Origin of the sequence: Bifidobacterium sp. ESL0775 (genome assembly GCF_029395475.1) — a bacterium.
Taxonomy (GTDB): domain Bacteria; phylum Actinomycetota; class Actinomycetes; order Actinomycetales; family Bifidobacteriaceae; genus Bifidobacterium.
Genome location: NZ_CP113917.1, coordinates 1,235,334 through 1,248,734, shown reverse-complemented (window position 1 = coordinate 1,248,734; position 13,401 = coordinate 1,235,334). Strand labels below are relative to the sequence as shown.

At 59.3% G+C, this 13,401-nt stretch carries 13 protein-coding genes; all 13 read left to right on the top strand.

The window, feature by feature from the left end; translation table 11 throughout:
* Positions 1 to 175: 175 nt before the first annotated feature.
* The 13 genes from thrS to OZX73_RS04475 all read left to right on the top strand — a co-directional run bounded on the left by thrS (position 176) and on the right by OZX73_RS04475 (position 13,377).
* The gene (gene thrS, locus OZX73_RS04535) at positions 176 to 2,209 is read left to right on the top strand and encodes a threonine--tRNA ligase (protein ID WP_277147966.1); all 2,034 of its coding nucleotides are present in this window, start codon (positions 176 to 178) and stop codon (positions 2,207 to 2,209) included.
* 33 nt (positions 2,210 to 2,242) lie between these two features.
* Positions 2,243 to 2,899 (top strand): CDP-alcohol phosphatidyltransferase family protein, encoded by a 657-nt coding sequence (locus OZX73_RS04530; protein WP_277147964.1) that lies wholly within the window; start codon positions 2,243 to 2,245, stop codon positions 2,897 to 2,899.
* 132 nt (positions 2,900 to 3,031) lie between these two features.
* Positions 3,032 to 4,036 carry a phosphatidylinositol mannoside acyltransferase gene (locus OZX73_RS04525; RefSeq protein ID WP_277147962.1) on the top strand — a complete coding sequence of 335 codons (1,005 nt, stop codon included), beginning with the start codon at positions 3,032 to 3,034 and terminating at the stop codon, positions 4,034 to 4,036.
* Positions 4,037 to 4,113: 77 nt separating this feature from the next.
* Entirely contained in the window at positions 4,114 to 5,304 is a 1,191-nt protein-coding gene (locus OZX73_RS04520; protein WP_277147959.1) for a glycosyltransferase family 4 protein, read from the top strand.
* A 53-nt stretch (positions 5,305 to 5,357) separates the two neighbouring features.
* Positions 5,358 to 6,116 carry a YebC/PmpR family DNA-binding transcriptional regulator gene (locus tag OZX73_RS04515; protein WP_277147957.1) on the top strand — a complete coding sequence of 253 codons (759 nt, stop codon included), beginning with the start codon at positions 5,358 to 5,360 and terminating at the stop codon, positions 6,114 to 6,116.
* A gap of 6 nt (positions 6,117 to 6,122) precedes the next feature.
* A complete protein-coding gene (ruvC, locus tag OZX73_RS04510; RefSeq protein ID WP_277147954.1) occupies positions 6,123 to 6,704 on the top strand; it encodes a crossover junction endodeoxyribonuclease RuvC in 582 nt (193 codons plus the stop codon).
* Positions 6,705 to 6,852: 148 nt separating this feature from the next.
* Positions 6,853 to 7,470: a Holliday junction branch migration protein RuvA gene (gene ruvA, locus OZX73_RS04505; protein WP_277147952.1), complete on the top strand. Its 618-nt coding sequence runs from the start codon at positions 6,853 to 6,855 to the stop codon at positions 7,468 to 7,470.
* Positions 7,471 to 7,475: 5 nt separating this feature from the next.
* Positions 7,476 to 8,537, top strand: a complete 1,062-nt coding sequence (gene ruvB / locus OZX73_RS04500) for a Holliday junction branch migration DNA helicase RuvB (protein WP_277147950.1) — start codon at positions 7,476 to 7,478, stop codon at positions 8,535 to 8,537.
* An 81-nt stretch (positions 8,538 to 8,618) separates the two neighbouring features.
* A complete protein-coding gene (gene yajC / locus OZX73_RS04495) occupies positions 8,619 to 9,146 on the top strand; it encodes a preprotein translocase subunit YajC (protein WP_277147948.1) in 528 nt (175 codons plus the stop codon).
* Positions 9,147 to 9,244: 98 nt separating this feature from the next.
* Positions 9,245 to 9,826, top strand: coding sequence for an adenine phosphoribosyltransferase (locus tag OZX73_RS04490; RefSeq protein WP_277147946.1), 582 nt, complete (start codon positions 9,245 to 9,247; stop codon positions 9,824 to 9,826).
* A gap of 62 nt (positions 9,827 to 9,888) precedes the next feature.
* Positions 9,889 to 11,082 (top strand): ADP-forming succinate--CoA ligase subunit beta, encoded by a 1,194-nt coding sequence (gene sucC, locus OZX73_RS04485; protein WP_277147944.1) that lies wholly within the window; start codon positions 9,889 to 9,891, stop codon positions 11,080 to 11,082.
* A gap of 1 nt (position 11,083) precedes the next feature.
* Positions 11,084 to 12,019, top strand: coding sequence for a succinate--CoA ligase subunit alpha (gene sucD / locus OZX73_RS04480; RefSeq protein WP_277147942.1), 936 nt, complete (start codon positions 11,084 to 11,086; stop codon positions 12,017 to 12,019).
* A gap of 53 nt (positions 12,020 to 12,072) precedes the next feature.
* Positions 12,073 to 13,377, top strand: coding sequence for a DUF6350 family protein (locus OZX73_RS04475; protein WP_277147940.1), 1,305 nt, complete (start codon positions 12,073 to 12,075; stop codon positions 13,375 to 13,377).
* Positions 13,378 to 13,401: the final 24 nt, after the last annotated feature.

The window sequence follows — 13,401 nt, the reverse complement described above, 5'->3', positions numbered from 1 at the left end:
GGCGGTATGCGGTGTGAAACGTGGGAACATCGCATGTTCCACACCTCATTGCTGCGTCGAGCGGTTTTATCGGTATTGCTCCTATGTCTGTGTCGTCTCATAACCTAAGAGACGTTATTACCGTCCAGGCCTGCCCCTAGTAACGCGGACCCTGAAAGCAAAGGACACCATAGCTATGGCTGAACAAACCATCTCCATCAAACTCAACGGCAAGGCAAAGGAGGTGGAAGCCACGCAGACCGGTACCGATCTTTTCGCCGAAGACAAGAACATCATCGCCGTCCGCCTCAATGGCAAGCCACGAGACCTTTACACTCCGCTTCACGACGGCGACACCGTCGAACCCATCGCATTGGACAGCGACGACGGGCTGGCCATCATGCGCCATTCCGCCACCCACGTCATGGCGCAGGCCGTCCAGGAGATTCGTCCGGATGCCAAGCTCGGCATCGGCCCGGCCATCGAAAACGGCTTCTACTATGATTTCGACGTCGACAAGCCTTTCACCCCCGATGATCTGAAGGAAATTGACAAGCGCATGAAGCGCATCATCAAGTCGTCGCAGGCGTTCCGCCGCCGCGTGGTCAGCGAGGACGAGGCCAAGAAGGAAGAGACCGACCAGCCGTATAAGCTCGAGCTCATCGGCAAGAAGAAGGAAGACATCGACGAGACCGTCGGCACCGAAGTGCCGAACCAGGGCGAGATCACGATGTATGACAACCTTGACCGCGATGGCAACATCGTCTGGAAGGACCTCTGCCAGGGGCCGCATCTGCCCAACACCCGTTATATCAAGGCGTTCAAGCTGGAACGCACCGCAGCCGCCTACTGGCTCGGCGACGAGCACAACCCGTCGATGCAGCGCATCTACGGCACCGCTTGGGCCTCCAAGGAGGATCTGAAGGCGTATCAGGCTCGCATGGAGGAGGCCGCCAAGCGCGACCATCGCAAGCTCGGCGCAGAAATGGACCTCTTCTCCTTCCCGGAGGAGATCGGACCTGGCCTGCCCGTCTTCCACCCGAAGGGTGGCGCGATCATCAACGCCATGGAGGACTACTCCCGCGAAATGCACCGCAAGGCCGGCTACAGCTTCGTGCAGACCCCGCACATCACCAAGGGCGGCCTCTATGAGACCAGCGGCCACCTGCAGTGGTACAAGGACGGCATGTTCCCCCCGATGCATCTGGACGAAGAGACGGACGAGGACGGCAACGTCACCAAGAAGGGCTTCGACTACTACCTGAAGCCGATGAACTGCCCGATGCACAACCTCATCTTCAAGTCCCGCCAGCGCTCCTACAAGGAGCTGCCGCTGCGCCTCTTCGAGTTCGGCACCGTCTACCGCTATGAGAAGAGCGGCGAGGTCCATGGCCTGACCCGCGTGCGCGGTTTGACACAGGATGATTCGCACATCTACTGTACTCGCGAGCAGATGAAGCCCGAGCTCAAGTCCATCCTGAACTTCGTGTTGCAGGTGTTGAAGGACTTCGGACTGAACGACTTCTACCTTGAGCTTTCCACGAAGGACGAGAAGAAATTCGTCGGATCCGACGAGATCTGGACGGAAGCCACCGAGACGCTGCGTGAGGTCGCCGAGGATTCAGGCCTCGAACTCGTGGCCGATCCGGGTGGGGCCGCGTTCTATGGTCCGAAGATCTCCGTGCAGGCGCGCGACGCCATCGGCCGCACCTGGCAGGTCTCGACCATCCAGCTCGACTTCAACCTGCCCGAGCGCTTCAAGCTCGAGTACATCGCCAAGGACGGGACCCATCAGCGCCCGGTGATGATCCACCGCGCCCTGTTCGGCTCCATCGAACGTTTCTTCGCCATCCTGCTCGAGCACTATGCCGGCGCCTTCCCGGTCTGGCTGGCTCCCGTCCAGGTCACGGGCATCCCGGTGGCCGACGAGTTCGCGCCTCATCTGCAGAAGTTCATCGACTCCCTGACGCAGGAGACCGTGCGCTGCGAAATCGACACCTCTGACGACCGCTTCGGCAAGAAGATCCGTAACGCCTCGAAGTCCAAGGTGCCGTTCACGTTGATCGTCGGCGAGGACGACGTCAACAAGAACGCAGTGAGCTTCCGCTTCCGCGACGGCAGCCAGCTGAACGGCGTGCCCGTTGACACGGCCAAGGCCGACATCCTCAAGGTCATCAAGTCCCGCGCCCAGGTCAACAACGCCGACGATTTCGCCGCCGCGACCAAGTAAGAATAAAAGAGAGACGCCGAGGACAGCCTGAGCATGCTTGAGAAACTACGACCACCGTTCAAACGCCTTATCGCCCCGATAGCCAAGCTGTTGGTGGCGATGGGCTTCACGGCGAACGCAGTGACCATCATCGGAGCCGTCGGGACGATTCTTGTGGCCATCGCCACGGGGATCACCGGCTGGCTCATCCCCGGCTCCATACTGATGGCCATCCTCGCGGCGTTCGATTCACTTGATGGCTCGGTCGCCGCGATGACCACGGGCGGCACCAAATTCGGCGCCTTCCTTGACTCGACGCTCGACCGCATCGCCGATTGGGCCGTGCTCTTCGCCGTCGTATTGTATTTCCTGCTCCACGGCGGCATGTCGATCGCCTCAGGCTCCATCGACATGGACGATGTGATCGGTTGGATCGGCATCGGCTCGTCGATGTACGCGATGATGACCTCGTTCGTCACCTCATACGCCCGCGCACGCGCGGAATCGGTGGGTTATGAGGCCAAGAACGGCATCGCCACGAGAAGCGACCGTTTGGTCATCGTCCTTGTCGGCATGCTTCTGAGCGGCATCTTCGGCGACCCGCGCTGGCTCATGGCCTTCATCGTCATTTTGGCGGTGTTGGGAACCATCACCGTCTTCCAGCGCATCTTCGAAGTTCGTCGGCAGATGAAGGCCGACGGCGCGATCTGATATTCGTGAAAAAGCCTGTTTCACATCTTTTTGTGATGTGGAATGGGCTTTTGCTTATCTGGTATGAACACATTGTGCGCAATGATTTGCGGAAATTCCACGTAATGAAAAGCTTGAAAGACCAATACATTCATGTTCGATAGTTTCCTCGTATTCCTCGCCAAGCATCCTCGGATTATCCCCGAACCGTTGTTGCGCGGCCTGTTCCTGTTCGCGGCGAACGTTTGCTGGCTGCTGCAAGTCGGGGGAGTCAAGCAACTTGAACGCAATCTGCGTCATGTGCTTGAATCCAGGGATGGTTCGGTCTCTGAAAAAGACTTACGCAAAGCCAGTCTTCGTGGTATGCGTTCGTATTTCACCTATTTCGCCGAGGCCATGACGGTTGGCGGACAGCCGGATGAGCGGCTCCTTGCCCGCACCAGACCAATCGGACCAGGGCTTCCCATCTGTAGGGAACTGGTCCACGACAATCCGGGCAGCGCGCCAATGGCCATAAGCCACCAAGGCAATTGGGATTACGAAGGTTTTTTGGCGGCCAACGTCCTCGCGCCGGTGACGGTGACTGCCGAAAGACTCAAAAACCAAAAGCTGCTTGACACCTTCATCGAGATCCGCAAGCGCATGGACATCACCGTTCTCCTCACCGGCCAGCCGCACCTGATCGAGAAACTCGAGGAAGCGCTGGCTCAACCGCACGTTCTGGTGCCCCTGCTCGCCGACCGCGACTTGAGCCGGCATGGCGAGTTCGTGCGCGCTTTCGGCTCCACCATTCGTGTGGCGCGAGGACCGGCCACGCTGGCGTTGGACACCGGCAAGCCCTTGTTCGTGGTCAACATGTTCCGTGAGCGACTTCACGGCGACGCGCGGAAGAAGGCCGACGTCCGCTACGGTTATGTCGTCGACATCAGCGCCCCAGTGGATATCGACCGGTTCCGCAGCCTGCCGCGCGAGGAGGCCATCCACGCCATCAGCCAGGCCTGGGTGGACGTGTGGAGCCGTGACATTTCGGCGCATCCTGAGGATTGGCACATGCTCCAGCCGATCTTCATCGAGGATCTGGACGTCTCGCGCCTCAAAGACGTGCCTGACGACGTGATGGCCGAATTGCGACGAATCAAGGCGGAGCAAACCAGATGATAACGTCCATGACGCTTCAACTATGATTGAGCTGATAAATGAACGTTCATACGATAGCTATGGCAGAATAAAGAATCATGTCTTATCAAGAACCCGATGGAACCAGCCAACATCCCGATCCGCTTCACGGCAGGAAACTCAATGTCGGGATCATCTCACCCTATTCCTTTGAGACACCGGGCGGCGTGCAGTTCCACATCCGTGATTTCGCCGAGGAGCTGATCAAACGCGGGCACCGGGTCGCGGTGCTGGCCCCTGGCCGCAGGACGCGTGACATGCCGCTTTGGGTGACCACGAACGACTCGTCGTTCTCCATTCCCTACAACGGCTCGGTCGCCCGTCTGAGCTATTTCGGCTTCGTCGGCCCGCGCACACGACGTTGGGTCAAGCAAGGGCATTTCGACATCGTCCATCTGCACGAGCCGGAGACGCCCTCACTGAGCCATAAGCCGTTGACGATGATCCATCATCCGCCGTTCGTCGGCACGTTCCACGCGGCGTTCGATCCGTATCCTCTGGCCCTGCGCTTCTTCCAAGGCTATCTGCGGCGGTACCTTTCCCCGCTTTCCGCCGGCATCTGCGTTTCCGACGCGGCCAAAGAGGTTGTCAACCATTATGGGCCACGCAACATCGAATACGACGTCATTCCCAATGGCATCAATTGCAGGTTCTTCTCGAACGCCGAGCCGAAAGCGGCCTGGCAAGGCACGCTGGAACGACCGACAATCGGGTTCCTCGGGCGTATGGGGGAGGCCCGCAAGGGGTTTTCAGTTTTCGCCCGCGCCGCCAACGATATCGTCAGGCGTTACCCGTCCGCGCGTTTCCTTTGCGCGGGAACAGGGGAACAGGACGCGATGAAAATCCTGGACAAGGTGGATCCCAGCGGTGACCTCGCCAAGCATTTCGAATTCCTCGGGCGCATCAGCGACAAAGACAAGGCGCGCTTCTACAAATCGCTTGATGTCTACGTCGCCCCGCAGACCGGCGGCGAGAGCTTCGGCATCGTCCTTGTGGAGGCCATGGCCGCCTCGTGCGCCGTGGTTTCCAGCGACCTCAAGGCGTTTTCGGCCGTGGCGCAATCGGGGAAGGACGCCGCGATGTTCGCCAACGGCGATGGACACGATTGCGCCCGTCAGGTCCTTTCGCTCCTTGATTCGACGGAACACCGGAAAAGCATCCGTGAATCCGGTTTCGAGCGTTCCAAGCATTATGATTGGCCCGTGGTCGCCGACCGCGTTCTTGAGGTCTACGCCCGCGTATTGTCGTGAAACCGCTTTAAAATTGTCTCGTTTAACGTATTCGTATACCTGCTAGGAGCAATATGTCAGGGCATTCCAAGTGGGCGACCACTAAAAACAAGAAGGCCGCCATCGATTCGAAGCGCGGCAAGCTGTTCGCCAAACTCATCAAGAACATCGAGATTGCAGCACGTCTGGGCGGCGGGGACCCGGACGGCAATCCGACACTGTACGACGCCATCGTCAAGGCCAAGAAGTCCTCGATGCCCGCCGACAACATCAAGCGCGCCATCAAGCGCGGATCCGGTGCCGAAGCCGGCGCCGCCAATTACGAGAGCATCAACTACGAGGGCTACGCGCCGGCCGGCGTGGGCCTCATCATCGAGTGCCTCACCGACAACCGCAACCGCGCGGCCGCCGAAGTGCGTTCCACGCTGACCAAGGGCAACGGCTCGCTGGCCACTTCCGGTTCCGTGAGCTTCAACTTCGAGCGCAAGGGCCAGATCGTGGTGCCTTCCGACGGACTCGATTACGACAAGCTTTTCGAGATCGCCGCCGAAGCCGGTGCCGAGGATGTCAAGGACGAGGGTGACGTCTACACCGTCATCACCGCCCCTGAGGACATGGTCACCGTGCGCGAGGCGTTGCAGAAGGCGGATATCGACTATGATTCCGCCGACTTGGTGATGATTCCCAAGACCGAGGTCGACCTGGGCCTTGAGGACGCGCAGAAGGTCTCCAAGCTCATCGACAACCTCGATGACCTCGACGATGTGCAGAACATCTACAGCAACTGGACCGCCTCGGACGAGGTCATGGAACAGCTGGATGCAGAGGAGTAATCCGCTGTGATCATTCTTGGCGTCGACCCCGGGCTCACACGCTGCGGGGTCGGTGTGATCGAAGCCGACGCATCGCGCCGGCTTTCTTTTGTTCATGTCGACGTCGTGCGCAGCGACCCGCATGTCTCGCAGGACCTGCGTCTGCTGGCCATCTATAACGGGCTCGCGGCCAAAATCGACCGGTTCTCGCCGGACACCGTCTCCATCGAGCGTGTCTTCGCTCAGGAGAACCGTAATACGGTGCTTGGCACCGCCCAGGCTGCGGGACTGGCGATGCTGGCGGCGGCCCAACGCGGCATCCCTGTCGCCTTGCATACGCCGACGGAGGCGAAAATGGCGGTGACCGGCAACGGCCGCGCCGAGAAGATCCAGGTCGAACGCATGGTCGCCCGTATCCTCAACCTCACCGAAATCCCTCAGCCCGCCGATGCCGCTGACGCGCTGGCGCAGGCCATCTGCCATGCGTTGCGACCTTCCGGAGCCCTTCAAGGCGGGGAACGCGAGCAGCATCTCACCTTGGCCCAGCGGCAATGGACGCAGGCCCAGCAGCACGCCAAGAAACGCCATAGCGTCGATAGGGGCATGTAAGCTATCGAACAGATGTTCGAATGCAGTCGCTATGAGTCATGCTTTGATGAGTCGTCTCATCCACGTCTGAAAGTGACGCAAACGTTCGAGATCTCACCATACAGGCTATGGTTGCTGAAATCCGTGGCGAAACAGTGCGGGAGTGACAATGATAGGAATGCTGAACGGCAGGGTCGAATCCGTCGGATCCGATGCCGCACTCATTGACGTGAACGGCGTTGGCTTCGAGGTTCGTATGCCGGCCGCCGAGCTTTCCGCCCTGCATTCCGGGCAGGAGACCAAGGTGTTCACCTCGTTGAACGTCTCCCAGGACGCCATCGCACTTTACGGGTTCCTTTCCCAATCCTCGAAACGCATGTTCCTGCAGTTGCAGAAGGTCAGCGGCATCGGCCCGCGCGTGGCGTTGTCGCTGCTTTCCACCCTGCCTCCCGAGAAGCTGGCGAAAACCGTCATGGACGGCGACGCCGCAGCGCTGGCCAAGGCTCCTGGTCTAGGCAAAAAAGGCGCGCAGAAGATCATCCTCGAGCTTCGCGGCTCCATCAACCTTGATGAGATCGAAAGCGGGCACGCGTCGGCCGAACCCGATTACGACAACGGCACAACGCAGGTCATCGAGGGCTTGGTCTCTCTGGGCTGGCGAGAAAGCGATGCGGCGCACGCCGTCACCATGGTCTGCAAGGACAACGGCATCGAAACGCCACTCGCCGCATCCGATATTCCCAAAGTCCTCAAACTGGCGTTGACATCCTTGGATCGGGGGCGCTAAAGATCATGGCGGAAACTTCAACACCACAATCCAATAGCGGCGCCAACGAGGAGTCGTTACGCATGATCTCCTCCGAGCCCATCGGCAACGAGCCGGTCAGCGACGAGGAGCTTCGTCCACGGGCGCTTGAGGGCTTCATCGGCCAACCTTTGCTCAAGGCGCAGCTGCAGTTGTTTTTGGATGCCGCGAGAAAACGCGACGTGCCGCCGGACCACATTTTGCTGGCAGGCCCTCCAGGACTGGGCAAGACCACGTTGGCGATGATCGTAGCCAACGAGCTGCAGGTCCCCATCCGCGTCACCTCGGGCCCGGCCATCCAACATGCCGGCGATTTGGCGTCGATTCTGAGTTCGCTCGATGAGGGCGAAGTGCTGTTCATCGATGAGATCCATCGTCTGCCTCGCCCAGCCGAGGAACTGCTCTATATCGCTATGGAGGATTTCCGCGTCGACGTCATGGTGGGCAAAGGACCTGGCGCCTCCTCGATTCCATTGACGTTGCCGCGTTTCACCGTCATCGGCGCCACCACACGTGAAGGCATGCTGCCTTCGCCGCTTCGCGCGCGCTTCGGGTTCACCGCTCATCTGGATTTCTATCCCCATGAGGAGCTGGAACGGTTGATTGAGCGCAGCGCCTCGGTGCTTGGCATCAACCTGGGCGAGGGGAGCGCCAAGCAGCTTTCCCTGCGCAGCCGTGGCACACCGCGAATCGCCAACCGCTTGTTGCGCCGTGTACGCGACTGGGCGATCGTCCACGATCTCGATCAAGTCAACCCCGATGACGTCGAAGAGGCGTTGGCGCTCTACCAGATCGATTCCGAAGGCTTGGATAGACTCGACCTGGCGGTGTTGAACGCCATCGTCAAGAATTTCGACGGCGGACCCGTCGGGCTCAACAACCTGGCGGCGATGGTCGGCGAGGAATCAGAAACGGTGGAAACGGTCTGCGAGCCTTATCTGGTGCGTGAGGGTTTCCTCATGCGCACGCCCAAGGGCCGCGTCGCGACCGAAAAAGCCTGGCGTCATCTGGGGCTTGTTCCCAAGGATGATGTCAGCAAGTTATTCTAAAATCCGATATGTTAGACATATTTAAAAGAGCTGGACATATCTGTGGTCCACGCCAGAATATCCGTTCGATAGGAGTTCCAAGTGCCCGGTGGCAATTCAATTTTCATCATCGTCCTTATCGTCCTGATGGCCGCCATGATGTGGTGGTCGTCGCATAAGCAGAAGCAACAGCAGAACCAGGTGAAGGATTTCCGTTCGTCGTTGCAGCCCGGCCAACTGGTGCAGACCATTGGCGGCATCATCGGCAGCGTCGTCTCTGTCGATGAGAAGTATGAGGAGATCGTCATCGATTCCGAAGGCTCCAAGCTCCGTTTCACCTTCCGTGCCATCAACAAGACATACGAACGTCCCGCCTTCATCGACGATGACGAAGTGGACGAGGACGGCAATCCCATCAACCCGGAAGAAGAGAACGCAAGCTCTGAGGCACCGCAGGACGCGGCCGGCGAGTCTTCGGCGCGTGACGACAACGAGGCTCAGAAGCCTTTTGACGACAACGCGGAATCCGAAGAGGATTCTGTGGAAAACGCAGAGGATCCAGAGTCCACGCCCGAATCCCCATCTCAAAGCGCCGATGAGCATGATGGCGGGGAAGACAGCAAACAGTAACGGATTCCAATGCAGATGGCCTGTTCCGCGACGTATGTGCGTTGCCACGCCATCTGTCTCACCAACCAATAACATCATCGGCAGTAAAGGCTTGGCACATGACTGATTCGGACATCACCATCACAGAACTCGACAAGGTAGGGGCTGAGGACGCCCAATACATGGTCTCCTTGATTCGCACCATTCCCGGATTTCCCAAGGAAGGCGTGCTGTTCCGCGATTTCATTCCGGTTTTGGCCGATTCTCGTGGCTTCTCCATCATGATGAAGGCGCTGGAGCTGGCGTTGCCCGTTCCGGTCGATTCCTTCGATTACATCGCTGGCCTTGAGGCCCGCGGATTCCTCATCGGTCCGCCGCTTGCGGCCCAGCTGGGCAAAGGTTTCCTTGCCGTGCGCAAGGCGGGCAAGCTACCCCCGGAGACGTTGAGCCAGAGCTATTCTCTGGAATATGGCGAGGCGACGGTCCAGATTGAGAAGAACGCCATCAAACCGGGTGACAAGGTCCTCATTGTCGATGACCTGATGGCCACCGGTGGCACCGCCAAGGCCGCGGCCGACCTGATCACCAAGGCGGGCGGGGAGGTCGTGGGCTTCAGCTTCGTGATGGAGCTCATCGGGCTTTCAGGCCGTGATGATTTCGGCGACTCGCCCATCAGTTCCTTGGTGACGATGCCTGCCTGACTTTCGTTTGGAATATCGGGCGGAACATGGGTCGAACGAATAACAGCAAGTAAGAGGGTTCTATGGATCTCTATGAGTATCAGGCAAGACAGCTTCTCGAGGAGCAAGGCATCGACACGCCGCAGGGCATCTTCGCCCAGAATTCGCATGAGGTCGCCGAGGCCGCGGACAAGATCGGCTATCCTTGCGTCGTCAAGGCCCAGGTCCGCACAGGGCATCGCGGCCAGGCTGGCGGGGTGAAGCTCGCCAAAGACCAGGACGAGGCCATCCTCTCCTCTGAGCAGATCCTGCCGATGACCATCCGCGGCCACAAGGTCAGCGGCGTGTTGGTGGCCGAAGCCAAAAACGTGCTCCATGAGTATTACGTCTCCATCTCACTCGATCGCACATCGCGAGATTTCGATGTGCTGGCCACCGCCAACGGCGGCACCGAAGTCGAGGAGATCGCACGCGAGCACCCGGAATCGGTGAAGCGCCTGCACATCAGCGCACTCGAGGATTTTGATATCGAGGCCGCACGCAAAATGGCCGAATCCATCGGTTTCTACCATGCCGATGTCGACCAGGCCGCCGACGTGCTCTTGAAGATGTGGAAATGCTTCAAAGACAACGACGCCACATTGGTGGAAATCAACCCGCTTGCCAAGATCGGCGACCCGGATGACGAATCGTCCAAGAAGCTCTGCGCGTTGGACGCGAAGATCTCTTTGGACGACAACGCGGCCTTCCGCCACGATGGATGGAAACGCTTCGCCGACACCACCCACACTGATCCGTTCGAGGAGCGCGCCAAGCAGCACGGCCTGCATTATGTCCATCTGAAAGGCGAAGTCGGAGTCATCGGCAACGGGGCAGGGCTGGTGATGAGCTCGCTCGACGCGGTCTCCGGAGCCGGCGAGGAACAGGGGACCGGCGTCAAACCGGCCAATTTCCTCGATATCGGCGGAGGCGCCTCGGCCGAAGTCATGAGCACCAGCCTTTCCATCGTCCTTTCGGACCCGCAGGTCCAATCCGTGTTCGTCAACGTCTATGGCGGCATCACCGCGTGCGATGAGGTGGCCCGCGGCATCCTCAGCGCCCTCGATGAGCTCAACGTCTCCAAGCCGATTGTGGTCCGTTTCGACGGCAACGCGGCGCAAGAGGGGTTGAGGATACTCAAGGACGCCAGCAAGCCGAACATCCATGTCAGCTCAACCATGGAAGAGGCCGCCCAGCAGGCGGCGAGACTCGCGAAATCCGGCAAGGAGGCCAACTGATATGGCACTGTTCATCGAAGACAACGCCCCTGTCATCGTCCAAGGCATGACCGGTCATCAGGGAATGACCCATACCGGCCGTATGCTGAACGCAGACACCAACATCGTCGGCGGCGTCAACCCACGCAAGGCGGGCCAGAAAGTCGCTTTCCACATTGATGAGACCGGCAAGGACCTTGATATCCCCGTCTACGCCACCTGCATGGAGGCGAAAGAGGCGACCGGAGCCAGGGCGAGTGTGATCTTCGTGCCGCCCCGCTTCGCCAAAAGCGCCATGCTTGAGGCCATCGAGGCCGGCATCGAGCTCATCGTGGTCATCACCGAGGGCATTCCTGTGGCCGACACCGCCTATTGCGTGGAACTCGCATTGCAGAAGGGCATCAGGATCATCGGCCCCAATTGCCCAGGACTGTTGAAACTCCCAGAATCGAAGGACACTTCGGACAAGGGCATCAATCTCGGCATCATTCCCGACGGCATCGTCTCCTCTGGCCCGCTTGGCTTGGTCTCCAAGTCGGGGACGCTGACCTACCAGCTGATGGGCGAGCTTTCGGACATCGGTTTCACCGCGTGCCTAGGCGTCGGCGGCGACCCCATCGTCGGCACGACGCTGGTCGAGGCGTTGCAGCAGTTCGAGGCCGACGACAACACCAAAGCCATCATGATGATCGGCGAGATCGGCGGCAACGCCGAGCAGGACGCCGCGGCCTGGGCCAAAGCCCACATGAGCAAGCCCGTGGTCGCCTACATCGCCGGCTTCACCGCCCCTGAAGGCAAGCAGATGGGCCATGCCGGCGCCATCGTTTCCGGAGGCAAGGGGACGGCGCAAGACAAGAAAGAGGCTCTTGAAGCCGCTGGCATTCCCGTGGGCAAGACACCGGGCCAAGCGGCCCAATTGCTCCGTGAGATCGTGAACGGCGGTACCACCCAGGCATGAGCAAAAGCCAGCGACCATGGATGAAAGGGCTGGCGATAGCCCTAGGCGGATCGATGATATTCACGATCACGCTGGGTCTGTTCATGGCGCTCACGTTGCTCGTGATATCGATGGAAGAGGGCGGAGGCGCTCTCTCCAATTTCTCGGTGTCGCTGACCTTGGCCGTGGTCCTGCTCAGCCAAGGCGTGGGATTCCACGCCGGCGCCATCACCATGACCATCACCCCGTTGCTCCTGACCGGATTGTTGATCTGGCTGGTGGCATGGCTGACGCAAAAACTCTCGCGTAGCCCGAAAGCCTATATCGTCGGGTTGTTGGTATGGGTGGCCGTCATGTGGGTGTTCACGCAGAACGTCGCGGTAATCCTTGAAGACCCGATTTGGGTGGTGCTGGCCAAGACGGCGGTCTTCTTCACGATTGCGTTCCTGATCGGCGCCGTTCCCAAGTCGGCGACGACCAAAACCGTTGGTGCATTCATCAAGGACAATGTCTCCGAACGGTTGTCGAGTTCATTGAAGCTGGGCCTGTTCAATGCGGTGGTCCTTGTTCACGGTTATCTTGCCATGGGCTTGATTACGGTCATTGTTTGGGTCGTTACCAACCAAAGCGCCATGGTCCGTGTCTTCCATCTGGCTGGCATGCAAACCGGTTCGCGGATCATGACCACGATATGCACCTTGGCGTGGCTGCCGAACCTTTGCCTCTGGGCGCTCTCGTGGCTCTTCGGCGGCGGATTCTCCATCGGAGACCTCGCGGCTTTCTCGTTGTGGAACGACCATGCCGCAGGCCTTCCGGCTGTTCCGGTTTTCGCCATCTTCCCACAGGCCATCAGCAACGATCTGCTTCGCCTTTGCCTGATATCGATTCCTTTGGCTTGCGGATTCCTTTTGTCGTTGTTTGAGCTGTTCCTGCCACGTTGCTTCGCAATCGGTGCAGGCAAGCCCGACGAACCGTTCAAAGCCGGCAAGACCATCGGCCAGTTCATCTATCCTATCCTCTCCTTCTGCCTGACCAGTGGGTTGATGGCGATAGTCATGAACATCATCTTCAACCTTTCCTCCGGCGCGTTGGGCCAACACCGCTTGGCGCACGTGGGTGTCGATCCCATAGCCTCGTCACGTGTGGTCTGCCTGCCCAGCACCATCGGCTTCTCGCTGGCTTGGCTCGTTGCCGTCGTGGTGGTCGCGATGGTGTTCGCTTTGCGCCTGTTGTTCGGCTACCTGCATTCCCGTGATGTTTCGGAAGAAAAACGGCCGGAAGATATTTCCAATGCCGAGGATCCATCCCCACTTGATTCCATGGATGATATGGCCGGGGCCATATCGTCTGAGACGGATTCAGGCTCTGAAAAACCATAGATTTTGTCATTCACCAACCACTAG

Bases quoted from the DNA above. Each gene is read 5' to 3' on its own strand.
- sucD (WP_277147942.1), top strand. From the start codon at position 11,084: ATGGCACTGTTCATCGAAGACAACGCCCCTGTCATCGTCCAAGGCATG.
- OZX73_RS04475 (WP_277147940.1), top strand. From the start codon at position 12,073: ATGATATTCACGATCACGCTGGGTCTGTTCATGGCGCTCACGTTGCTC.
- OZX73_RS04525 (WP_277147962.1), top strand. From the start codon at position 3,032: ATGTTCGATAGTTTCCTCGTATTCCTCGCCAAGCATCCTCGGATTATC.
- OZX73_RS04520 (WP_277147959.1), top strand. From the start codon at position 4,114: ATGTCTTATCAAGAACCCGATGGAACCAGCCAACATCCCGATCCGCTT.
- OZX73_RS04530 (WP_277147964.1), top strand. From the start codon at position 2,243: ATGCTTGAGAAACTACGACCACCGTTCAAACGCCTTATCGCCCCGATA.
- ruvB (WP_277147950.1), top strand. From the start codon at position 7,476: ATGGCGGAAACTTCAACACCACAATCCAATAGCGGCGCCAACGAGGAG.
- OZX73_RS04515 (WP_277147957.1), top strand. From the start codon at position 5,358: ATGTCAGGGCATTCCAAGTGGGCGACCACTAAAAACAAGAAGGCCGCC.
- sucC (WP_277147944.1), top strand. From the start codon at position 9,889: ATGGATCTCTATGAGTATCAGGCAAGACAGCTTCTCGAGGAGCAAGGC.
- ruvA (WP_277147952.1), top strand. From the start codon at position 6,853: ATGATAGGAATGCTGAACGGCAGGGTCGAATCCGTCGGATCCGATGCC.
- OZX73_RS04490 (WP_277147946.1), top strand. From the start codon at position 9,245: ATGACTGATTCGGACATCACCATCACAGAACTCGACAAGGTAGGGGCT.
- thrS (WP_277147966.1), top strand. From the start codon at position 176: ATGGCTGAACAAACCATCTCCATCAAACTCAACGGCAAGGCAAAGGAG.